Raw genomic sequence first — 20,566 nt, 5'->3', positions numbered from 1 at the left:
CCGCGTCAGCGCCCAGCCCGGCCGCAGCGAAGATAGCACGAACACGATCATAATTCTGAGGTTACCCTCCGATTCCTCCATCCAGCTTACACATTACCGCGCATCTCACGAGTCCACCCAGAGGAGATACCCATGTCCTATCCCATCGACCTTTCGGTGAAACCCGACGTCTCCCCGCATTTCGACGCGGCCAGCAACACCATCAGCTACATCGTGAAGGATCCCGCCAGCGATCATTGCGCCATCGTGGACAGCGTGCTCGACATGGACTACGCCGCCGGGCGCATCACATATGACCACGCCGACGGGCTGATCGCCGAGGTAAGGGAGCGGGGGCTCACGCTCGACTGGATCATCGAAACCCATGTGCATGCCGACCACCTCAGCGCCGCGCCCTACATCCAGGAGAAGCTCGGCGGCAGGATCGGCGTCGGGGCGCAGATCCTCGTGGTGCAGGAGACCTTCGGCAAGTTGTTCAACGAGGGCACCGAATTCCAGCGCGACGGCAGCCAGTTCGACGCGCTGTTCGAGGACGGCGACACCTACATGATCGGCGACATGCAGGTTTTCACCATCTACACGCCGGGACACACGCCCGCCTGCATGGTGCACGTGATGGGGGACGCGGCCTTTGTGGGGGATACGCTCTTCATGCCCGATGGCGGCTCGGCGCGGGCCGATTTTCCGGGCGGGGACGCCGGGACGCTCTATGACAGCATCCAGAAGGTGCTGGCCCTGCCCGATGAGATGCGCCTGTTCATCTGTCACGACTACGGCCCCGACGGGCGCGAGATCGCCTGGGAAACCACCGTGGCGGAGGAAAAGGCGCACAACATCCATGTCGGCGGCGGCAAGACACGCGAGGAATTCGTGCGCTTTCGCACCGAACGCGACGCCACGCTTGCCATGCCGCGGCTCATCATTCCCTCCCTGCAGGTCAACATGCGCGCGGGCGAAGTGCCGAAGGACAAGGACGGCAGGCCGATGCTCAAGGTGCCGATCAACAGGCTCTGAACCGGCGCGCGCTCAGTCCCAGGGCTTCGGGTCCGCGGGATGCGCCCCCGGCCCGCCGGGGCGGAACCAGACCACGAAACCGCCCGTCGCGCCCCAGTCGCCGTCGATGTCGCGGTAAACCACCTGCCGCGGGATCACGATCGTCGCGCGCCGCCTGTCGTCGCCGGGGCGCCAATCGCGTTCGCTGACGACGCAATTGCCGGTCTGCCCGGCATAGTCCGGGGCCGGCGCGACCTTGCGCAGGAAGGTGAGACCGTTCGCGACCGCCTCCCCGTCCAGCACCACCGCGCCGGTCGCCACCACGTCGCGCGCGCGTCCGCGAGTCATCACCGACTGGCTTTCGCTTTCGGCCCAGACGCCGCAAACGCCTGTTTTCCCGCCGATATTCACAATGTCCAGCGCAACGCTGATCCCGCCCGGAGACGAGAACGTGCCGCCCCCCGTGACCGGGGCCTCGCTCAGCACATGGGTGCCGGCGGGCTGCGTGACCGTGCAGGCCGCCACGAAGGACATGACCGCAAGGCTGGTGGAAAGAACTGCGCGTCGCATGGCGTCACCCTTGTTCATGAATACCCAAAGCTCGCGCCATTGAGGCCCGCGAAGCGCCGGATTGCAAGGGGCGCCCGCGCGATCACGCCTGCGCGCCCGCCGCGAATTCGGCGGTGTCCTTCAGCATCTCGGGATACCATTCCTCGATCGTTTTGGGAAAGGCCGCCCGGATGCGTCCCACCTGCTCCGGCGTGAGGTCGTCGCGCCACACGCCCGCCTGCCCCTTGGCGAAAAAGTTCTGCATGCCCTCGGGACGTTCGGCAAAACCCTTTTCGCGTTCCTGCTTTTGCATGTTTGCAAAGCTGGTGGCCTTGATCGCGCGCGCGAGCTTGGGTTTGTTCACCTGCACCCGCAGGAATTTCGACAGCAGGTCGCTGAAGGTCTTGCCCGGCCGCGCGAGCATGTCCTCGTAGCGCACGACATGGCGCGGCAGCCCCGGCGCGCGGGTCCAGCTCGCCACATGGCCGTCCCAGCTCCCGAGTGCTTCGTAGATGCCGGCGGGCGTGCCCATGATCGTGTCGGGGTTGGCCATCCGCTCGATCGCGGTGTCGATGTCGCAATTCTGGTGCCGCGCGAAGGACGGGGCGAGGTCGAACGGGTTGCGGATGATGTAGATCGCCGCCGCCGTCACCTCGGGCGGGATCAGATCGACGCCCATGAACTTGATCGCCTGGCAGTGGGTCTTGACGAAGTGATGGTCGGGCTTGGACGCCGCAATCAGGCGCAGCGCCCGCGGACGCACCTTCAGCCATTCCTCTGGGTCGCCGGCGCTGAAGCTGCCGCCCGCCGCGCGGTCGAAGAAGTCCTGCCGCACGTCGCCGGTGGTGAACTGGCGCAGGTTGTTGATGTCGGGCGCCTGCCCCGCAGGCATCATGTAATGCGCCAGCAGGCTGCGCATCCAGGTGTTGCCGGACTTCGGATAGGAGGCCAGCCAGATGATGCGCCGTAAGTCTTCCATCAGAGATACCCGTGCTTTTTCATGACCTTGCGATGCGCCCGCTTCACCCGCGCCACGAGGTCGGGGGCAAGGTCGCTCTCCCACTGCCCGCTCGCGCCCTTGGCGAAGAAGCGTTCGCTCTGCTTCGATTTCTCGACGAATCCGCCCTGCGCTTCCTGCTTGGACAGTTCCTTGAAGCTGGCGAATTCAATGGCTTTCTTCAGCCGCGCCGCATCCACCGGCACGCCGATATGCTTGAGCAGCTTCCCAAAATGCGTTTCGGGATCGGCCAGCAGGTCTTCGTAGCGCAGCACCAGCACCGGGTAGGGCGACGGGCTCGTCCAGCTTTCGACATGTTCGGACCATGTGCCGAGGAACTGCGCCACGCTGCTTTCGTCGGCGGCGTTGGCGTTGTCCACGTTGGCGATATGACTGACCGCCGTTTCCGGGGTCATGCCGTAATGGCGCGCGTAGGACAGCACCATGTCAAGCGGGTTGCGCAGGATATAGACCGCCGAGCGGGTGAATTGGTCCGGGATCAGCGGCACGCCGCGCGCCGCGCTGCGGATATTGTGGGTCTTGACGAAATTGACGTCGGCGTTGTTGGCCACGATCGCGCGCAACACGCGCGGGCGCAACGTCAGCGTCAGGTCCACGTCGTTGAGGTCGATCGGACGCCCCGCGACCTTGCGATACATCGCCGCCACGGTATCGCCCATGCAGAACCGGTGCGCCTGGTTGATCGGCAGCGGCGCGTCCGGGTTGGCGAGATAGTTGGCGAGGAAAATGCGCGCCCACGTGTTGCCGGATTTCGGGTAGGAGGCCAGCCAGATGATGCTCGGTTTCATCAATCAATCCCGATAGTCGCTTTGGGTTGAGACCACATAAAAGAAAACGGGGGGGACATACATCCCCCCCGTCCGGTTTTCCCGAAGGAACCTGTGCTTAGAAGCTCAGGTTGATCGCGGTACCGATGACGGTGCCTTCGATCTCGGTCGCTGCCGTGGTTTTGTCGTCAGCTTCCGCCCAGATCGCGTAGATGTCCCAGTCAACGCCCGGGCCCAAGTCGCGGCTCGCGCCGATGCGGTAGGCGATGTACTCTTCTTTCGCGCCAGGCGCGGCAGCAGTACCAACACCACCGGTTCCGGAGCTTTCACCTTGGAAGGTCAGAGCTTCGAACGCCCAGGGGCCAGGTGCGTCGTAGGTTGCACCAAAGCTCCAGCCTTCCTGGTCGCCAAAGCCGTTCCCATAGCCGTTGTCGTTTTCAGCATAGTGAGCACCAACGGTGAAATCACCGAAGCCGATCTGCGCACCGATACCCCAAGTGTCGAGGTCGCCTTGGTTGACAAGTTGACCATCACCGGTGCCATAGCGTGCGCCGATGTTCACGCTGGTGGTGCCGAAGGTCTGGCTGTAGTTCACGCCGATATCAAAGATGTCCTTGACGCTGGCGGCGTTGTTGTTGTTGGCGTTGTTGACAGCGTTGCCGCCGTTGTTACGCGCATAGGACACACCGACGGTCAGGCCGTTGAAGGACGGCGTGTAGTAGGTGATACGCTGCGTATCGTTGTTACGACCAACTTCGGTGTAGGCCGAAACCATCGCGCCGCGGAAGATGCCGGGGAGCGGGCCACCGGTCGAAGCCGAGAGCGGAATGAACGCGGAGACCGACGGCGAGTTGATGGCCATCGAGGTCACTTCAGGTGCGGCAACCATCGATTTGTAACCGGCGGAGTTTTCCGAACCGATGTCGATGCGGCCAAGCGTGTCACCCGAGATCGACATGTAGGTTTCGTCGATGCCGTCCGCACCGCCACCACCGTTCTCACCTTCCATCTGGATGTTGATCCCGAAGGTCAGGCCATTATCCAGGGTAACGGAGGGTGTGAAGATGATTTCGCTGGACGAGTGGAAGCCGATGCCGTCGTTGTCGACTTGGCCAACGCCGGTGCCGGACATCGTGCCGCTCAGGTCGGTGTAGGCGACGTGCTGGCTCATGAAACCGCCCCAGGCCAGGTCCCATTGTTGGGCCGTTGCCGGAGCAGCCATTGCGCAACCGATGATCGCGCTGGTGCAAAGCAGATGCTTTTTCAAGGTGTGTCCCTCCTCATAAGCAGGAATGTGTGTCATGATCCGCCGCCTCCATAGATCGACGCGGCTTGGGCATCAAATGCCGCCTTTCGCCCCCTTCTGTCAACGCGCGCCGCCAGCCCCGCGATGTTGTTGCCCCGGTTGTGGCGCATAAACCACACAACCTGCCCCGCGCGGGCGCAAGCGCGCCGAAAACCTCGGAAAATCAGGCGATTTCAGGGCGTCGGGACGGCGCGCGCTGTCGCGAGGACCGGGCTGGCTCGCCCCCGTTCGGGCCGGAAAGGTCGGGTGATTCCACCGAATCCGCGCGCTCGAACGCAGCTCGGCGCGATCCCGCCGCGCGCCTTGGCTCACGTCGCGCGCAGTCCCAGAATCGCGCGCGCCTGCGCCGGCGTGGCGACGGGGCGGCCGTATCGCGCGCAGATGTCGGCGGCCCGCGCGATCAGCGCCGCGTTCGACGGCGCCAGCGTGTCGCGGTCCAGCCGCACGTTGTCCTCGAGCCCCGCGCGCGTGTGCCCGCCCGCCGCGATGGCCCATTCGTTGACCACCACCTGGTTGGCGCCGATTCCCGCCGCGCACCACTGCGCTTCGGGGGCGCGCGCGCGCATCAGCGACACGTAGAAATCGAATACCTCGCGGTCGGCGGGCATGGCGTTCTTCACGCCCATCACGAACTGCACGTAGAGATTGCCATAAAGAGCGCCCGCGCGATGCAGGCGGATCGCGTGAAGGATATGGCTGAGGTCGAACGCCTCGATCTCGGGCGTGACCTCGTGCGCGCGCATCTCTCCGGCCAGCCATTCGACCAGGTCGGGCGGGTTTTCATAGACGCGGGCGGGAAAGTTGTTGGACCCCACCGACAGCGACGCCATGTCGGGCCTGAGCGGCAGCATCCCGCCGCGCGTCCGCCCCGCCCCGGACCGCCCCCCGGTCGAGAACTGCACGATCATGCCGGGGCAGTGTTTTTCCAGCCCCTCCTTCAACGCGGCGAAACGGTCGGGGTCCGAACTCGGCGTCCCGTCGTCGGCGCGCACATGGCAATGCGCGATGGCGGCTCCCGCCTCGTATGCGGCATGGGTCGATTCGACCTGCTCGGCCACGGTGATCGGCACCGCCGGGTTGTCGGCCTTGGTCGGCACCGACCCGGTGATCGCGACGCAAAGGATGCAGGGGGCGCTCATGGACGGGCTCCTTTCGGGGGCAAGGCGGCGGGGAATCGGCGCCGCATCTTACAATTCGCCCGCTTCCTCCAACACCTTGCGCGCCGAGCGGAAGCACTCGATCCCCTGCGGCACGCCGCAATAGATCGCGACGACATGGACGATGGCGCGAATTTCCTCCTTGGTCACGCCATTGGTCAGCGCGCCGCGGCAGTGGGTCTCCCATTCATGCCACTTGCCCAGCGCCCCCAGCATGGCGAGGTTCATCATGCTCCGCGTGCGCGGCGGGATCGCCTCGTCGCCCCAGCCGAATCCCCAGCACCAGGCGGTCATCGCCTCTTGGAACGGGCGGTTGAACTCGTCCGCGGCGGCGAGGTTCTTCTCCACGTATTCCGCGCCCAGCGTGGCCTTGCGCTGCTCCAGCCCCTTGCGGAACAGGTCCTCGTCAAACATGTCTGCCATGATGCTTATCCTTTCATGCGTACCGGGCGGGCGCCCCGCCCCTGTCGCGCCCATCCTGCGCCCGCGATCCGGCGAACCGCAAGCCTTGCCGGCGGAATTGGCATCCCCCGCGCGAATCGCGCAGTATGATGGCGAAGCCGCCATCACATGCCCAAGACAGGAGCCGCGCCATGATTTCCCACACCGTTCCCGCCCATACCCAGGCGCTCACCAATATCGCCCACTGGCAAGAACGGGTCGAACTTGCCGCCGCGTTCCGCTGGACCGCGCGCCTGAACATGCACGAGGCGGTGGCCAACCATTTCAGCCTCGCCGTCAACGACGACGGGACAGAATTCCTGATGAACCCCAACCAGGTGCATTTTTCCCGCATCCAGGCCTCGGACCTGCTGCACCTTGACGCCAACGACCCCGAGGCGATGGAAAAACCCGGCGCCCCGGACCCGACCGCGTGGGGGCTGCACGGCTCGGTGCACCGCCACGTGCCGCATGCGCGCTGCGTCATGCACGTCCACTCGATCCACGCCACCGTCCTGGCCAGCCTCGCCGACAGCACGCTGCCGCCGATCGACCAGAACAGCGCGACCTTCTACAATCGCATCGTGGTGGACGAGGGCTATTCCGGTCTCGCCTTCGAGAGCGAGGGCGAACGCTGCGCGCAGATGCTGACCGATCCCAAGGTCAAGGTGATGGTCATGGGCAACCACGGCATCCTGGTGCTGGGCGATTCGGTCGCGGACGCGTTCAACCGGATGTATTACTTCGAACGCGCCGCCGAGACCTATATCCGCGCCCTGCAAACCGGCCAGCCGCTGCGCGTCCTGTCCGACGAAATCGCCGAGAAGACGGCGCAGGAGCTCGAAAGCTACCCGGGCCAGGGCGAACGTCACCTCGCCGAACTGATGGCGATCCTCGACGAGGAGGGTTCGACCTACGCCAGCTGAGCGACGGCCGCCGCCACTTCCTCGACCCGCGCGACGTTGTCCCGCGCCACCGCGCCCGAGCGCATGAGGATGTTGTTCTCGAACCCCACCCGCAGCTTGCCGCCCGCGCGGCACGCTGCGAGCAGGCATTCCGTCTCGGCGCGCCCGAAGGCGCAGACCGCCCAGTCGGGGGACATGTCCCGCGCGCGCATCTCGTGCAGGAACGGGTCGAGGTCCGCGGGCGCGCTCTCCTGTCCTTCGCTGTAACGCCCGAGCACGAAGATCAACTGAAGCGCCGGATCGCTCACCGCGCCCGCGCCCAGCGTCTCCGCCAGGAGCGCGACGTCCGCCACGTCGTAGAGGATATGCTGCACCGCGATCCCCGCATCCGCGCAGCGCGCGTAGAATTCCCGCGCCTCCGCAGCGTCGATATCGCTGCGGATCTCGCGGATCGACACCGAGACGAGCCGCGCCCCCGCGCCAAGCGCCACCGCCATCTGGTGCTGCGCGCCATAGCGCCCGGCGGCCTCGGTCGTGACCTGCACCACCATGCCCGGCACAGAGTCGGACAGCCGCGCCAGCGCCGCGCGATAGGCCCCCGCGTCAAGCAGATGCGCGCCCTCGGCGTCCCGCAGGTGGAGGTGCAGCCCGTCCGCGCCCGCCTTGAAGCAGGCGCGCGCGGTGGCGACCACCTCCGGCAGCGTCACCGGCAGCGCCGGGTGATGCGCCTTGCCGTGGCGCGCGCCGTTCGGCGCGACCATCAGCCGGGGCAGCGGCGTCATTCCAGCACCGCGCGGAAGGCCGTCCCGAGTTTCTCGACCAACTCGTCCAGTTGCGCATCGTCGAGGATGAAGGGCGGCGCGAGCAGCACGTGATCGCCGCGCTTGCCGTCGATCGTGCCGCCCATCGGGTAGCACAGCAGTCCCGCCTCCATCGCCGCCTTCTTCACCGCCTTGTTGACGCCGCGCGCCGGATCGAAGGGCTCTTTCGTCTCGCGGTCCTCGACGATCTCGAGACCGCGGAACATGCCGCGCCCGCGGATGTCGCCGATATGCGGGTGCTGCCCGAAGGCCGCCCGCAATTTCGCGTCCAGCGCCTCGCCCAACTCCGCCGAACGCCGGGTCAGCCCGCCCTCGGTCAGCTTGCGCAGCACGGCAAGGGCGGCGGCGCAGGCGACGGGGTGGCCGATATAGGTGTGGCCATGCTGGAAGAACCCGCTGCCGTCCCGGATCGCGTCGTATATCGCGCCCGAACAGAGCGTCGCGCCGATCGGCTGATAACCCGCGCCCAACCCCTTGGCGATGGTCACGATATCCGGGCGCACGCCCTCCCGTTCGCAGGCGAACAGCGTGCCGGTCCGGCCCATGCCGCACATCACTTCGTCAAGGATCAGCAGCACGCCGTGACGGTCGCAGATCTCGCGGATGCGTTTGAAATAGCCCGGCGCGGGGGGCACGGCGCCCAGCGTGGCGCCGACAACGGGCTCGGCGACAAAGCCGATCACCGTCTCGGGGCCGACCCGCTGCAATTCCGCCTCGAGCTCATCGGCGGCGCGTCGCCCGTAGTTCTCCGCGCTCTCGCCGTCCTGCTGTTCGCGATAAGCGTAACAGGGCGCGATATGGCTGGTGTCGATCATCAGCGGCGCGAAGGGCTCCTTGCGCCAGGCGTTGCCGCCGGTGGCGAGCGCGGCCAGCGTGTTGCCGTGATAGCTCTGCCTGCGCGCGATGAAGCGGCTGCGCTCGGGCTGGCCGGTCTCGAGCATGTATTGCCGCGCCAGCTTCAACGCCGCCTCGACCGCCTCGGACCCGCCCGAGACGTAATAGACCCGCTCAATCCCTTCGGGCGCGTTGGCGATCAGCAGATCGGCCAGTTCCTCGGCCGGCTCGGAGGTGAAGAAGGACGTATGCGCATAGGCCATGCGCGCCGCCTGGTCCTGCACCGCCTTGATCACGTCCGCGTCGGAATGGCCCAGGCACGACACCGCCGCGCCGCCCGACCCGTCGAGATAGGCGCGCCCCTCGGCGTCGTAGAGATACGCGCCCTCGCCGCGCAGGGCGGTGCGGGGCGGGGTGCGGGAATGGCGGGGGAAGACATGGCTCATGGTGCGGCCTCCTGACCGGACGGTGAGTCGCGCGCATCCGCGACCATGAGGTATGAAACATATCAATCTAATATTGACAAGAGATGAAACACTTGAAACACTGCGACGCCATTCCTTTGGTAGGGGAGTCCGGGTGGAAGACACGTTCGAGGCGCGGCTGACGGCGCAATACGACCGGCTGAGCGACCGGCTCCGGCAGGCGGGCGATCACGTGATGGCCAACCCGCTGGACACCGCCACGCGCTCGCTGCGGGCCATCGCCGCCGGTGCGAACCTGCCGCCGGCGACCTTCTCGCGGCTGGCCCGCCGGCTCGGCTACCCGTCCTTCGACGCGCTGCGCGACTCCGTGCGCCTCAAGATCGACCGCCAGATCGACCGCCCGCATCACAGTTTCGCGGACCGTGCGCGCGAATTGCAGACCGGCGACGCAACCGGCGCGCTTGACTTTCTCGGCGCGCATCGCAACGCTTGCCTTCTGAATATCCGGGCGCTGGCCGGTGATATCGACCCGGCGACGCTGAACGACGCGGTGGACCGCCTGCTTGGCGCGCGCCGGGTCGTACTGATGGGCGCACTGGGATCAACGGGGATCGTGGAACATATGGCATACATGGCCAATTTCCTGACCGACAACTGGCGCCTCGCGGGGCGGATGGGGGCGTCGGTGGGAAGCGCGCTCGCCGGGCTGTCCTCGCGCGATGCGCTGGTGATCGTGACCAAGCCGCCGTTCGCGCGCAAATCCATCCTCGCCGCTCGGCAGGCGCGCGCGCAGGGCGTGCAGGTGCTGGTCATCACCGACAGCCATGCCTGCCCCGCCCTCGCCGACGCCGATTGCGCGCTGCTGGCGCCCAGCGACAGCCCGCATTTCTTCTCGTCCTACGTCGCCACGCTGTTCCTGGTCGAAACGATCATCGGCATGCTGGCCAGCCGACTCGGGTCCGAGGCGGCGGGACGAATCGCCGAGGTCGAAAGACAAAACCGCCTGCTCGAGGAAGCGGGCGGCTGAACCACCGACGAACATCAACAACAAAGGGAGAAAATGATGTTTTCAAAGCTGAAACTCACACTGGCCGGCGCAGCCGTCGCCGCGATAATGGCCCCGGCGGCGCACGCCGAAGAGTTCATCACCATCGGCACCGGCGGCGTCACCGGCGTCTATTACCCCACCGGCGGCGCGATCTGCCGCCTCGTCAACAAGGAGCGCAAGGAACACGGCATCCGCTGCTCGGTCGAATCGACCGGCGGGTCGGTCTACAACATCAAGACCATCCGCGCCGGCGAGCTCGAATTCGGCGTGGCCCAGTCCGACTGGCAGTACCACGCCTATAACGGCACCTCCAAGTTCGAGGAGGACGGCCCCTTCGAGAAGCTGCGCGCGGTGTTCTCCGTGCACCCCGAACCCTTCACCGTCGTGGCGCGCGCCGATTCGGGGATCAAGACCTTTGACGATCTCAAGGGCAAGCGCGTCAATATCGGCAACCCCGGATCGGGCCAGCGCGGCACGATGGAGGTGCTGCTGGACGCCAAGGGCTGGACCACCGACGATTTCGAACTCGCGACCGAGCTGAAGGCGGCCGAACAGTCCGCCGCGCTCTGCGACAACCAGATTGACGCGATGGTCTACACCGTCGGCCACCCCTCGGGGTCCATCCAGGAGGCGACGACCGCCTGTGACAGCGTGCTGGTCGAAGTGGCCGGCCCCGTCGTCGACAAGCTGGTCGAGGAAAACCCCTTCTACCGTACCGCCACCATCCCCGGCGGCATGTATCGCGGCAATGACGAGGACGCCAAGACCTTCGGCGTCGGCGCCACCTTCGTCACCTCCGCGGATGTGAGCGAGGACGCGGTCTATGCGGTTGTGAGCGCGGTGTTCAACAATTTCGACACCTTCAAGGGCCTGCACCCTGCCTTCGCCAATCTCGACCCCGAGGAAATGGCGACCGCCGGCCTCTCGGCGCCGCTGCATCCCGGCGCGGCGAAATACTACAAGGAAAAAGGCTGGATCGAGTGATCCGGACATGACCCCGGCCGGGGCGCGGACCTCTCGCGCCCCGGCCAACCAATTGACGCGCCAACGATAAAACCAAGGCCAGCGCAGCCAATGCGCGGCGGGACAGGGAGACTTCGGCATGGCCGACCAACCACAGGGCAAGGGCCCGCTCAGCGAAGAAGAACTTCAGGAACTCGTCGCCTCGTCCGACGCGGGCGGGCGGAACCCCTCCGCGCCCTCCGTGGCGATGCTGCTGGCCGTGGTGGCCACGGTCTGGTCGCTCTTCCAGGTGTTGCTGGCCTCGCCGATCTCGAACTATGTCCTGCCCGGCGATGTGGTGAACAACTCGCGCCAGATCCACCTGGCCTTTGCGATGTTCCTGGCCTTCACGGCCTACCCCGCGTTGAAATCCAGCCCGCGCACCTACATCCCCATCCAGGACTGGATCATGGCCGCCGTCGGCGCCTTCATCGCGCTCTACGGCTTCTTCTTCTACGAGAAGATCGTCGGCAACGGCGGGCTGGCCGACGACACCGACAAATGGTTCGCCCTTGTCGGCCTCGTCCTGCTCTTCGAGGGCGCGCGCCGCGCGCTCGGCCCCGCGATGGCGATCATCGCCACGATCTTCCTCGCCTACGTCTTCTTCGGGTCGTCCGAATGGGTGCCCGAGGTCATCCGCTGGAAGGGCGCGTCGCTGCAAAAGGCGATGAGCCACATGTGGACCACCTCCGAGGGCGTGTTCGGCATCGCGCTCGGCGTGTCGACCAAGTTCGTCTTCCTCTTCGTGCTCTTCGGCGCGATGCTGGAGAAGGCGGGCGCGGGCAACTACTTCATCAAGATGGCCTTCGGCGCGCTCGGCCACCTGCGCGGCGGCCCGGCCAAGGCGGCGGTCGTCGGATCGGCGGCCACCGGCCTCATCTCGGGCTCGAGCATCGCCAACGTGGTCACGACCGGCACCTTCACCATCCCGCTGATGAAGCGCGTGGGCTTTTCCTCGGAAAAGGCCGGCGCGGTCGAGGTGGCCTCCTCGGTCAACGGCCAGATCATGCCCCCCGTCATGGGCGCAGCGGCCTTCCTGATGGTCGAATATGTCGGCATCTCCTATGTCGAGGTCATCACCCACGCCTTCCTGCCGGCGGCGATCTCCTACATCGCGCTGGTCTACATCGTCCATCTCGAGGCGGTTAAGAACAACATGCCCACGCTCGGCGACCGCGTCGTGAGCATGGGCAAGACGATCGGCGGCATGGCGCTGTTCTTCGCGTTCTTCGCCGCGCTCTGCTACGGCGTGCAGTATCCGGTGAAATGGATCGTCTCCGTCACCGACAATTCGGGGCTGATCCTGTCGATCCTGACCGTGCTGGCCTATCTCGCGCTGCTGTGGATCGCGGCGCAGGGGCCGGATCTCGAACCCGACGACCCCAACGCCGAGGAGGTGAAGCTGCCGGTGGTGAGCGAGATCTACAAGTCCGGCCTCTATTACCTGCTGCCGATCATCGTGCTGGTCTATTTCCTGATGATCGAGCAGAAATCGCCGGGCCTCTCGGCCTTCTGGGCGACGATGCTTCTGTTCGTGATCCTGCTCACGCAGCGCCCGCTCAAGGCCATGTTCCGCGGCGCCGGCGAGACGATGGAGCATTTCCGCGCGGGGCTGATCGATCTCTGGCAGGGGCTCATCGACGGGGCGCGCAACATGATCGGCATCGGTCTCGCCACCGCAACCGCGGGCGTGATCGTGGGCACCGTGACGCTGACCGGCGTGGGCCAGGTGATGGCCGACCTGGTCGAGTTCCTGTCAGGCGGCAACCTGATCCTGATGCTGGTGATGGTCGGGCTGCTCAGCCTCGTGCTTGGCATGGGACTGCCGACGACCGCCAACTACATCGTCGTGTCCTCGCTGATGGCGGGCGTGGTGGTGCAGCTCGGCGCGCAGTCGGGGCTGATCGTGCCGCTGATCGCGGTGCATCTCTTCGTGTTCTACTTCGGCATCATGGCGGACGTGACGCCACCCGTGGGACTGGCGAGCTTCGCCGCCGCCGCCGTCTCCGGGGGGGACGCGATCAAGACAGGATTCATCGGCTTCTTCTACTCCTTGCGCACCGTGGCCCTGCCCTTCGTGTTCATCTTCAACACCGACCTGCTCCTGATCGACGTCGGATGGGCGCAGGGCATCCTTGTGGCGATCACCGCCACGATCGCGATCCTCGCCTTCACCGCTGGCACGATGAACTATTTCCTCGTGAGGAACCGCATCTACGAAAGCGTGGCGCTGATCCTCGTGGCCTTCCTGCTGTTCCGGCCCGACTACGTGATGGACCGCATCCAGCCGCCCTTCCACATCGTGGAGCCCGACGCGCTCGAGCAGACGCTGGACGCGGCCGCTCCGGGCGACGAGATCCGCCTGGTGGTGGCCGGCCCGGATTTCGATACAGGCGAGACGACCGAGACGCGGCTCGCGCTTCAGATCGAGGGTGACGGGACCGGCGCGGAGCGGCTCGAAGAATTCGGCCTCATCACGATGAACGAGGACGACATGGTGAAGCTGGACGAACCGATGTTCGGCACGCCCTTCGCCGACACGCTCTCGGCCTTCGACTTCTACGCCGACGAACCGGTCCGCATCTCGACGGTCAAGGCGACGGCGCAACAGATGCCCAAGGAACTGGTGTTCATCCCGGCGCTGCTGCTGCTGGCGCTGATCGCCCTGCTCCAGAGGGCGCGCATGAACAATGGCCGCGACGACATCACCGAAGGAGAGACCGCATGACCGCCAAACCCGTCCTCTGCGCCGTCGACGTCAGCAACCCGGACGAGGATATCGACACCCTGCGCGAAGCTGGCCGCATGGCCCGGCTGAACGACGCGCAGCTCGATGTCATCACGGTGTTGCCCGACATGGGAATGAGCGTCATCGGCGGCTATTTCGACCCCTCGCATCACGACAAGGCCGTCGCCGAAGCCAAACGTCTGATGCGCGACATGGTCGAGAAGGCCCTCGGCGGCGCGGAGACGAACAAGAACATCCGTCATCTGGTCGCGACCGGACGCGCCTACGAAGAGGTGCTCAAGACCGCCCGGGCGGCCGGCAGCGGCCTGATCGTGATCGGCGTGGCGAAGAAGCTCGAGATGAGCGACTATATCCTCGGCCCCAACGCCGAGCGCGTGGTGCGCCACGCGCGCTGCTCCGTCTACGTGGTGCGCTGACCCGCGCGCATGCGCCCAATTCTCTTTTCCAAAGAGAATTCCCAAGACTTTTTCAAAAGTCTTGGCGCCTCAGGCGTCGCTCTGCGCCTCGATTTCGAGATCGGCCTCGGGCACGTCAAGCGTCGCCCACGTCTCGTCGTGCGGCGGCGGGTCCGGCATCTTGCAGGTGCGGTGATGGAGATGCACCTTGGCGATGAAATTGGCCGAGATCGGCGCGGTCACGAACAGGAACCCCATGATCAGCAATTCGTGCAGCGATCCCTGCTCGAAGGTGTAGGAATGGATCATCGCGGCGAGCAGCAGGCCCCCCACGCCCATCGTGCCTACCTTGGTCGGCGCGTGCAGACGGACCATCGAATCGCGAAAGCGCAACAGCCCGATGGCCCCGACAAGGCAGAAAAACGATCCGATCAACAGGCTGATCGCGATGGCCCATGTGGCGATGATTCCGGCGGTCATTCGATGATGTCCCCCCTCAGCACGAACCGCGCATAGGCGACGGTCGAAACAAAGCCCAGCATGGCGATGATCAGCGCCGCCTCGAAATAGATGCGTGTGCCCTGCGATATGCCCAAGAGCACGATCAGCCCGATCGCGTTCACCACCATCGTGTCGAGCGCAAGGATCCGGTCCGCCGTGTCCGGGCCGACCACCAGCCGGACCATCGACAGGAGTTGCGACAGGACCACGGAAACGAAGGCGACGATGAGCGCGATATCCATCGCTTGCGTGGCGAGGGTCATAGGAAAATCTCCTTCAGGCGGCGCTCGTATCTCCGCTTGATCTCGTCGCGCACGCCCTCGGGGTCGTCGGTGTCCAGCGTGTGCACCAGCAGGCTGTGCCCCTCGTTCGACAGATCCGCCGAAATCGTCCCCGGCGTCAGCGTGATGGTCCCCGCGAGAATTGTGATCGCCTCCGGGCGGCGCAACTCCAGCGGAATGACGACCCAGGTCGGGCGCAGCTTGTCATTGGGCCGGGTCAGGACGATCCACGCAACCTGAATGTTGGCGACGATGATATCCCAGAGCACCAGCAGGACATAGGGGATCATGCGCGTGATGCGGAAGCTGCGCGGCGCGTCGGGCCACCACGGCGAGGTGATCTTGGGGATGACGATCCCGAGGATCACGCCGAAGACGAACATGCCGGGCGTGAACGCGCTTTGCAGCAGCGACCAGACCACCGCCAGCAGGATCGTCAGCAGCGGATGCGGAAACAGCCAGTGTAACGCGCCTCTCATGTCAGTGCGTCTCCTTTCCGGGCGATGGTGCGCTCATCTTGCCCGGCGTGTCCAGAACCTTGCGGATATAGGGCTCGGACGAGAACAGCTGTCCCGCGGTCCGGGTCATGTAGTCATGGATCGGCCCGGCAAGCACCGTGTGCGCGCCCAGCAGCGCGATCAGCCCGCCCACCGCGACATAGGCCAGCGCCGAGGGGCGCGCGGCCGGCTCCGCTCCTTCGGGTTGCTCCACGCTGCGCGCCTTCCAGAACAGCATGCTGCCCGCGCGCGAAAAGCCCACCAGCGCGACAAGGCTCATGCTCAGCACCACGGCCCAGACCCAGACCATCCGCGGCGTGTCCGAGGCCGCGTCGAGGATCAGCAGCTTGCCGAGGAACCCTGACAGCGGCGGCAGGCCGACCATCGCGATCGCGGCGGCGAAGAACAGCGCCGCCGTCAACGGCGCGCCCGCGACCGGCGGCCGCGGCGCCAGCACGAGGTCGGCCCGCCCCGCGCGCACGAGGTCGCAGAGCAGGAACAGCGCCGCGGCGGTCAGCGTCGAATGCACGATGTAATAGAGCGACGCCGCGATGCTCTCGGGCGTGAAGAGCGAAATCGCCACCATCACCATCCCCATCGACCCGATCACCGCATAGGCGACCAGCCGGTCGAGCTTGCGCACCGCCAGCACCCCGAACATCCCGATCGCCAGCGTCGCCAGCGCCGCGGGCAGCAGCCAGTCGCCCTGCAATCCGGACGTCACGGCGAGGTCGGGCGGGAAGACGATGGTATAGACCCGGATGATCGCGTAGGCGCCGACCTTGGTCATGATCGCGAACAGCGCCGCCACCGGCGCGGGCGCCTCGGCATAGCTCGACGGCAGCCAGAAATGCAGCGGCACGATGGCCGCCTTGATCGCGAAGACCAGCAACAGCAGCACGGCGGCGATCCGGATACCCGCCGACGCGTCCGCCCCGATCAGCGTCACCCGCTCGGCGACGTCCGCCATGTTGAGCGACCCGGTCGCCGCATAGAGCGATCCCAGCGCGAACAGGAACAGCGTCGACGCCAGCAGGTTGTAAAGCACGTATTGCACGCCCGCGCGCAGCCGCACATGGCCGCCCGAATGGATCATCAGCCCGTAGGACGCGATCAGCAGCACCTCGAAGAACACGAACAGGTTGAAGAGGTCGCCAGTCAGGAACGCCCCCATCAGCCCCATCAGCTGAAACTGGTAGAGCGCATGGAAATGCCGCCCCCGCGTGTCCCAGCCCGATCCGATGGCGTGCAGCATCACCAGCAGAGCCAGCACCGCCGTCAGCAGCACCATCAGCGTCGAAAGCCGGTCCGCCACCACCACGATCCCGAAGGGCGCGGCCCAGTCGCTCAGCCGGTAGAGCGTGATCGTCCCGTCCGACGCCTGCCACGCCAGCCCCGCCGCGATGGCGATCAGCGCGGAAATGCCCGCAATCGACACCGCCCGCTGAATGCCGATGTGATAGCGCGCGGCCAGCACGATGAACGGCGCCAAGATCGCGGGCAGCACGACGGGCAAAACGATCCAGTGATTCATCGCGGATCTTCCCCGGTCTCGGCGCCGACCTCGGGCGGGTCGTTCACATAGTCGTCATCCGCGCCCAGGTAAGCCCCGAGCGCGATCATCACAACGACCGCCGTCATGCCGAACGAGATCACGATCGCCGTCAGCACCAGCGCCTGCGGCAGCGGGTCGGTATAGCTCTCGACGCCCTTCATCAAGATCGGCGGCGCGCCGATGGTCAACCGCCCGGAGGCGAACAGGAACACGTTGACCGCGTAGGTCAGCAGCGACATGCCCATGATCACCGGAAAGGTCCGCAACCGCAGCACCATGTAGACGCCCGCGGCGGTCAGAACGCCGATGGCCGACGCGACGAGAAACTCCATGCTCAGACCTCCCCTCTTGCCGGCGCCGGGGCGGAGGGCGGATCGTCCCGTGACGGGTCGACGTCCATCGGGTGATCGCTCTCGGGCTCATGCGCGCGCCGCGCCAGCCGCGAGAAGCTCTCGAGCGACAGCATCACCGCGCCCAGCACCGCAAGGAACACGCCAAGGTCGAACAGCGCAGCGGTGGCCAGCTCGAACTTCTCGAAGGGCGGGATGCGCACATAGGTGAAATCCGAGGTCAGGAACGGCTTGCCCACGAACCACGACCCGATGCCGGTGAGCCCGGCCACCAGCACGCCCGCGCCGATGATCCCGTGATAGGGATAGCGCTGCCGCGCCGCCGCCCATGCGAACCCGCTCGCCATGTATTGCATGACCACGGCGATCGACACGATCAGCCCGGCGATGAACCCGCCGCCCGGCTCATTGTGGCCGCGCAGGAAGATGTAGAACCCGATCAAAAGCACCACCGGCATGATCACCCGCGTCAGCACCACCATCATGGTGGGGTGCATGTCGCCCGCCCGCGGCTGGTCCGGCTTGCGGTTGAGCAGCCTCGCGCGCACGCGCCCGCCCAGCAGCGTCTCGGTCAGGGCGTAGATCAGCAGCGCGGCGATGCCCAGCACGATGATCTCGCCGTAAGTGTCAAAACCCCGGAAATCCACGAGGATCACGTTCACGACGTTGTCGCCGCCGCCGCCGTCATGGGCGTTCTCCAGATGGAACCCCGACAGGCTTGGCGCGACCGCGTCGCGCAGCAGGAAATGCCAGGACAGCCCCATCGTCGCCAGCCCCGCCGACAGCGCCACCACGATGTCGCCCGCGCGACGCCGCGCGCCGCTTTCCTTCGGCGTGCGATTGGGCAGGAAGTTGAGCGCGAGAAGCAGCAGGATGATCGTCACCACCTCGACGGTGATCTGCGTCATGGCCAGGTCCGGCGCGCTGAGATAGACGAACCCGATCGACACCATCAGCCCGACGATGGCGATAAGGATCAGCGACAACAGGCGGTTGCGGTGCAGGAAAACCATGCTGATGGTCGCCGCCACCAGCATCGCCCAGCCCGCGGTCGCCACCGCCCCCGCCGGCTGCATCTCGCGCGTCGGCGCGGCGACGGTCCCGGTGCTCCACGCATAGACGCCCGCCGCCACGGTGAACAGCGCCATGATCGCGCCGTAGCGGCTGAACGATCCGTCATGCAGCGGCTCCATGACGGCGCGCGCGGCCGCGACGGACCAGCGGATGACGCGGTGAAAGATCGCCTTCGCCTCGGGGCGCGGCGCGCGGTCCCAGAGTTCGAGCGCCGGCGCGTAGAGCCACAGCAGCACCAGCGCCCCGGCGACTGCCAGGATCGACAGCCAGAGCGCCGGAACCAGACCGTGCCAGATCTTGAAATGCGCGTTCGACGCCTCGACCGCGCCGCCAAGGACCGAATCCGTCACCAGCTTGATGAACGGCTCGGCGAGGAACGGCGCGACGCCGATCGCCACCACGGGCACGATCAGGATCGCGGGCGGCAGCCACATCCCGGCGCCCGGATCGTGCGGCTCGGCGGCGTGATTGCGGTGCTCAGGGCCAAGGAAGGTATGCGCGATCAGCCGGAAACAGTAGGCGGCCGAAAAGAGCGACCCGATCACTGCCAGCACCGGCACGAGCCAGGGCAGGCCGAACAGCGTGGTGTGCAGCGCCTCCTCGAGCATCATCTCCTTGCTCAGGAACCCGTTGAGCAGCGGCACGCCCGCCATCGACAGCGCCCCCAGCGTGGCGAGGACGAAGGTGATCGGCATCATGCGCCGCAACCCGCCAAGACGGCGGATATCGCGCGTATGCACCGCGTGATCGACAATTCCCGCGCACATGAAGAGCGCCGCCTTGAAGGTCGCGTGGTTGAGGATGTGGAACATCGCCGCCAGCGCACCGAACGCCGTGCCGGTGCCCAGCAACATGGTGATGAGGCCAAGATGGCTCACGGTCGAAAACGCCAGCAGCGCCTTCAGGTCATGCTTGAACAGCGCGATCACGGCGCCCAGCACCATCGTGACAAGACCCGCCGTGGTCACGATCATGAACCACTCCGGCGTGCCCGACAGCACCGGCCACAACCGCGCCATCAGGAAAATGCCCGCCTTCACCATCGTCGCCGAATGCAGGTAAGCGGAAACCGGGGTGGGCGCCGCCATGGCGTGCGGCAGCCAGAAATGGAACGGGAACTGCGCGGATTTCGTGAAACAGCCCAGCAGGATCAGGATCAGCGCCGGCAGATATAGCGGGTCGGCCTGGATCAGGTCGCGATGTTGCAGGATCACGCTCAGGTCGTAACTGCCCGCGATCTGCCCGAGGATCAGCATCCCCGCGATCATCGCAAGCCCCCCCATGCCCGTCACCACCAGCGCCATCCGCGCGCCCTGCCGCCCGTCCGGCAGGTGCTTCCAGTAGCCGATCAGCAGGAAGGACGACAGCGACGTCAGCTCCCAGAACACCAGCAAAAGCAGGATGTTGTCGCTGAGAACGATCCCCACCATCGCGCCCTGGAACAGCAGCAGGTAGGTGAAGAACTCGCCCATGTGGTCGTCGCGCGAGAGATAGAAGCGCGCATAGGCGATGATCAGCAGGCCGATCCCGAGGATCAGCGCGGCAAAGAAGAACCCCAGCCCGTCGAGCATCAGGTTCATGTTCAGCCCCAGAAGCGGCAGCCACGCGATCCGCGCCGTCAGAACCTCGCCCGCAAGAACCGCCGGAAGATGCGACAGAAGCCCCACCATCGCCAGCAGCGAGACCATGAACGTGACCCCCGCGCAGGCCTGGCGGCCGGCCGAATTCATCAGCCCCGGCAGGAGCGCGCCAAGAAACGGCAGGGCGACGATCAGGAAAAGGGACAAGGGCGTCTCCGGCTGTGGCGCGCAAAGTTCCGTCCGTTGTGTGACAAACGGCGCGCAGGCTCAAGCGAAACCGGCCAAAACATCAGAAAACTATCAATTCGGCCCCGACGC

General features: G+C 66.0%; 20 protein-coding genes. 6 read left to right on the top strand and 14 right to left on the bottom strand.

Annotation, left to right across the window (positions count from 1 at the left end; genetic code table 11):
• The first annotated feature begins 132 nt into the window (after positions 1-132).
• Positions 133-1,014, top strand: coding sequence for an MBL fold metallo-hydrolase (locus tag D6850_RS07510; RefSeq protein WP_121165481.1), 882 nt, complete (start codon positions 133-135; stop codon positions 1,012-1,014).
• Positions 1,015-1,026: 12 nt separating this feature from the next.
• On the opposite strand, the gene D6850_RS07505 is transcribed toward D6850_RS07510, so the two are convergent.
• The 6 genes from D6850_RS07505 to D6850_RS07480 form a co-directional block, all read right to left on the bottom strand.
• Positions 1,027-1,563 (bottom strand): hypothetical protein, encoded by a 537-nt coding sequence (locus D6850_RS07505; RefSeq protein ID WP_147438874.1) that lies wholly within the window; start codon positions 1,561-1,563, stop codon positions 1,027-1,029.
• An 82-nt stretch (positions 1,564-1,645) separates the two neighbouring features.
• Positions 1,646-2,521: a sulfotransferase domain-containing protein gene (locus tag D6850_RS07500; protein WP_121165477.1), complete on the bottom strand. Its 876-nt coding sequence runs from the start codon at positions 2,519-2,521 to the stop codon at positions 1,646-1,648.
• Entirely contained in the window at positions 2,521-3,348 is an 828-nt protein-coding gene (locus D6850_RS07495; protein WP_121165475.1) for a sulfotransferase domain-containing protein, read from the bottom strand. The genes D6850_RS07500 and D6850_RS07495 overlap by 1 nt, the downstream gene beginning before the upstream one ends.
• Before the next feature lie 97 nt (positions 3,349-3,445).
• The gene (locus D6850_RS07490) at positions 3,446-4,630 is read right to left on the bottom strand and encodes a porin (RefSeq protein ID WP_245964129.1); all 1,185 of its coding nucleotides are present in this window, start codon (positions 4,628-4,630) and stop codon (positions 3,446-3,448) included.
• Positions 4,631-4,941: 311 nt separating this feature from the next.
• A complete protein-coding gene (locus tag D6850_RS07485; protein ID WP_121165473.1) occupies positions 4,942-5,772 on the bottom strand; it encodes a 3-oxoadipate:acetyl-CoA acetyltransferase in 831 nt (276 codons plus the stop codon).
• 48 nt (positions 5,773-5,820) lie between these two features.
• On the bottom strand, positions 5,821-6,213 hold the full coding sequence (locus D6850_RS07480; protein WP_121165471.1) for a carboxymuconolactone decarboxylase family protein: 393 nt from the start codon (positions 6,211-6,213) through the stop codon (positions 5,821-5,823).
• A gap of 170 nt (positions 6,214-6,383) precedes the next feature.
• Here D6850_RS07480 and D6850_RS07475 point away from each other — a divergent pair, with 170 nt between their 5' ends.
• Entirely contained in the window at positions 6,384-7,157 is a 774-nt protein-coding gene (locus D6850_RS07475) for a class II aldolase and adducin N-terminal domain-containing protein (protein WP_121165469.1), read from the top strand.
• Here D6850_RS07475 and D6850_RS07470 read toward each other — a convergent pair.
• Positions 7,145-7,918 carry a beta-keto acid cleavage family enzyme gene (locus D6850_RS07470; RefSeq protein WP_121165467.1) on the bottom strand — a complete coding sequence of 258 codons (774 nt, stop codon included), beginning with the start codon at positions 7,916-7,918 and terminating at the stop codon, positions 7,145-7,147. The two genes, D6850_RS07475 and D6850_RS07470, sit on opposite strands and share 13 nt — an antisense overlap.
• Entirely contained in the window at positions 7,915-9,237 is a 1,323-nt protein-coding gene (locus D6850_RS07465) for an aspartate aminotransferase family protein (RefSeq protein WP_121165465.1), read from the bottom strand. Before D6850_RS07465 ends, D6850_RS07470 begins: the two co-directional genes overlap by 4 nt.
• Positions 9,238-9,370: 133 nt before the next feature.
• Between D6850_RS07465 and D6850_RS07460 the strand changes: the two genes are divergently transcribed.
• The 4 genes from D6850_RS07460 to D6850_RS07445 all read left to right on the top strand — a co-directional run bounded on the left by D6850_RS07460 (position 9,371) and on the right by D6850_RS07445 (position 14,431).
• Entirely contained in the window at positions 9,371-10,243 is an 873-nt protein-coding gene (locus D6850_RS07460; protein WP_245964128.1) for a MurR/RpiR family transcriptional regulator, read from the top strand.
• A gap of 36 nt (positions 10,244-10,279) precedes the next feature.
• Positions 10,280-11,248: a TAXI family TRAP transporter solute-binding subunit gene (locus D6850_RS07455; protein WP_121165463.1), complete on the top strand. Its 969-nt coding sequence runs from the start codon at positions 10,280-10,282 to the stop codon at positions 11,246-11,248.
• A 118-nt stretch (positions 11,249-11,366) separates the two neighbouring features.
• Complete coding sequence (locus D6850_RS07450; RefSeq protein ID WP_121165461.1) at positions 11,367-13,994, top strand: TRAP transporter permease; 2,628 nt, start codon at positions 11,367-11,369, stop codon at positions 13,992-13,994.
• Positions 13,991-14,431, top strand: a complete 441-nt coding sequence (locus tag D6850_RS07445) for a universal stress protein (RefSeq protein WP_121165459.1) — start codon at positions 13,991-13,993, stop codon at positions 14,429-14,431. Before D6850_RS07450 ends, D6850_RS07445 begins: the two co-directional genes overlap by 4 nt.
• A gap of 69 nt (positions 14,432-14,500) precedes the next feature.
• Here the strand turns inward: D6850_RS07445 and D6850_RS07440 are convergent, their stop codons facing one another.
• From D6850_RS07440 to D6850_RS07415, 6 genes are read right to left on the bottom strand one after another with little or no spacing between them, the layout of a single operon-like run.
• Positions 14,501-14,890 (bottom strand): Na+/H+ antiporter subunit G, encoded by a 390-nt coding sequence (locus tag D6850_RS07440; RefSeq protein WP_121165457.1) that lies wholly within the window; start codon positions 14,888-14,890, stop codon positions 14,501-14,503.
• Positions 14,887-15,174 (bottom strand): K+/H+ antiporter subunit F, encoded by a 288-nt coding sequence (locus tag D6850_RS07435; RefSeq protein ID WP_121165455.1) that lies wholly within the window; start codon positions 15,172-15,174, stop codon positions 14,887-14,889. The genes D6850_RS07440 and D6850_RS07435 overlap by 4 nt, the downstream gene beginning before the upstream one ends.
• Complete coding sequence (locus D6850_RS07430) at positions 15,171-15,671, bottom strand: Na+/H+ antiporter subunit E (RefSeq protein ID WP_121165453.1); 501 nt, start codon at positions 15,669-15,671, stop codon at positions 15,171-15,173. The genes D6850_RS07435 and D6850_RS07430 overlap by 4 nt, the downstream gene beginning before the upstream one ends.
• A gap of 1 nt (position 15,672) precedes the next feature.
• Positions 15,673-17,223, bottom strand: coding sequence for a monovalent cation/H+ antiporter subunit D (locus D6850_RS07425; RefSeq protein WP_121165451.1), 1,551 nt, complete (start codon positions 17,221-17,223; stop codon positions 15,673-15,675).
• The gene (locus D6850_RS07420; protein WP_121165449.1) at positions 17,220-17,576 is read right to left on the bottom strand and encodes a Na+/H+ antiporter subunit C; all 357 of its coding nucleotides are present in this window, start codon (positions 17,574-17,576) and stop codon (positions 17,220-17,222) included. Before D6850_RS07420 ends, D6850_RS07425 begins: the two co-directional genes overlap by 4 nt.
• Positions 17,577-17,578: 2 nt before the next feature.
• The gene (locus D6850_RS07415) at positions 17,579-20,455 is read right to left on the bottom strand and encodes a monovalent cation/H+ antiporter subunit A (protein WP_121165447.1); all 2,877 of its coding nucleotides are present in this window, start codon (positions 20,453-20,455) and stop codon (positions 17,579-17,581) included.
• Positions 20,456-20,566: the final 111 nt, after the last annotated feature.

Origin of the sequence: Roseovarius spongiae, from assembly GCF_003651245.1 — a bacterium.
GTDB lineage: Bacteria > Pseudomonadota > Alphaproteobacteria > Rhodobacterales > Rhodobacteraceae > Roseovarius > Roseovarius spongiae.
This window is presented reverse-complemented; position numbering and strand designations above follow the sequence as displayed.

Excerpts from the sequence above, each read along its gene's own strand:
- D6850_RS07510 (WP_121165481.1), top strand. The coding sequence starts at position 133 with ATGTCCTATCCCATCGACCTTTCGGTGAAACCCGACGTCTCCCCGCAT.
- D6850_RS07505 (WP_147438874.1), bottom strand. The coding sequence starts at position 1,563 with ATGCGACGCGCAGTTCTTTCCACCAGCCTTGCGGTCATGTCCTTCGTG.
- D6850_RS07500 (WP_121165477.1), bottom strand. The coding sequence starts at position 2,521 with ATGGAAGACTTACGGCGCATCATCTGGCTGGCCTCCTATCCGAAGTCC.
- D6850_RS07495 (WP_121165475.1), bottom strand. The coding sequence starts at position 3,348 with ATGAAACCGAGCATCATCTGGCTGGCCTCCTACCCGAAATCCGGCAAC.
- D6850_RS07490 (WP_245964129.1), bottom strand. The coding sequence starts at position 4,630 with ATGACACACATTCCTGCTTATGAGGAGGGACACACCTTGAAAAAGCAT.
- D6850_RS07485 (WP_121165473.1), bottom strand. The coding sequence starts at position 5,772 with ATGAGCGCCCCCTGCATCCTTTGCGTCGCGATCACCGGGTCGGTGCCG.
- D6850_RS07480 (WP_121165471.1), bottom strand. The coding sequence starts at position 6,213 with ATGGCAGACATGTTTGACGAGGACCTGTTCCGCAAGGGGCTGGAGCAG.
- D6850_RS07475 (WP_121165469.1), top strand. The coding sequence starts at position 6,384 with ATGATTTCCCACACCGTTCCCGCCCATACCCAGGCGCTCACCAATATC.
- D6850_RS07470 (WP_121165467.1), bottom strand. The coding sequence starts at position 7,918 with ATGACGCCGCTGCCCCGGCTGATGGTCGCGCCGAACGGCGCGCGCCAC.
- D6850_RS07465 (WP_121165465.1), bottom strand. The coding sequence starts at position 9,237 with ATGAGCCATGTCTTCCCCCGCCATTCCCGCACCCCGCCCCGCACCGCC.
- D6850_RS07455 (WP_121165463.1), top strand. The coding sequence starts at position 10,280 with ATGTTTTCAAAGCTGAAACTCACACTGGCCGGCGCAGCCGTCGCCGCG.
- D6850_RS07450 (WP_121165461.1), top strand. The coding sequence starts at position 11,367 with ATGGCCGACCAACCACAGGGCAAGGGCCCGCTCAGCGAAGAAGAACTT.
- D6850_RS07445 (WP_121165459.1), top strand. The coding sequence starts at position 13,991 with ATGACCGCCAAACCCGTCCTCTGCGCCGTCGACGTCAGCAACCCGGAC.
- D6850_RS07440 (WP_121165457.1), bottom strand. The coding sequence starts at position 14,890 with ATGACCGCCGGAATCATCGCCACATGGGCCATCGCGATCAGCCTGTTG.
- D6850_RS07435 (WP_121165455.1), bottom strand. The coding sequence starts at position 15,174 with ATGACCCTCGCCACGCAAGCGATGGATATCGCGCTCATCGTCGCCTTC.
- D6850_RS07430 (WP_121165453.1), bottom strand. The coding sequence starts at position 15,671 with ATGAGAGGCGCGTTACACTGGCTGTTTCCGCATCCGCTGCTGACGATC.
- D6850_RS07425 (WP_121165451.1), bottom strand. The coding sequence starts at position 17,223 with ATGAATCACTGGATCGTTTTGCCCGTCGTGCTGCCCGCGATCTTGGCG.
- D6850_RS07420 (WP_121165449.1), bottom strand. The coding sequence starts at position 17,576 with ATGGAGTTTCTCGTCGCGTCGGCCATCGGCGTTCTGACCGCCGCGGGC.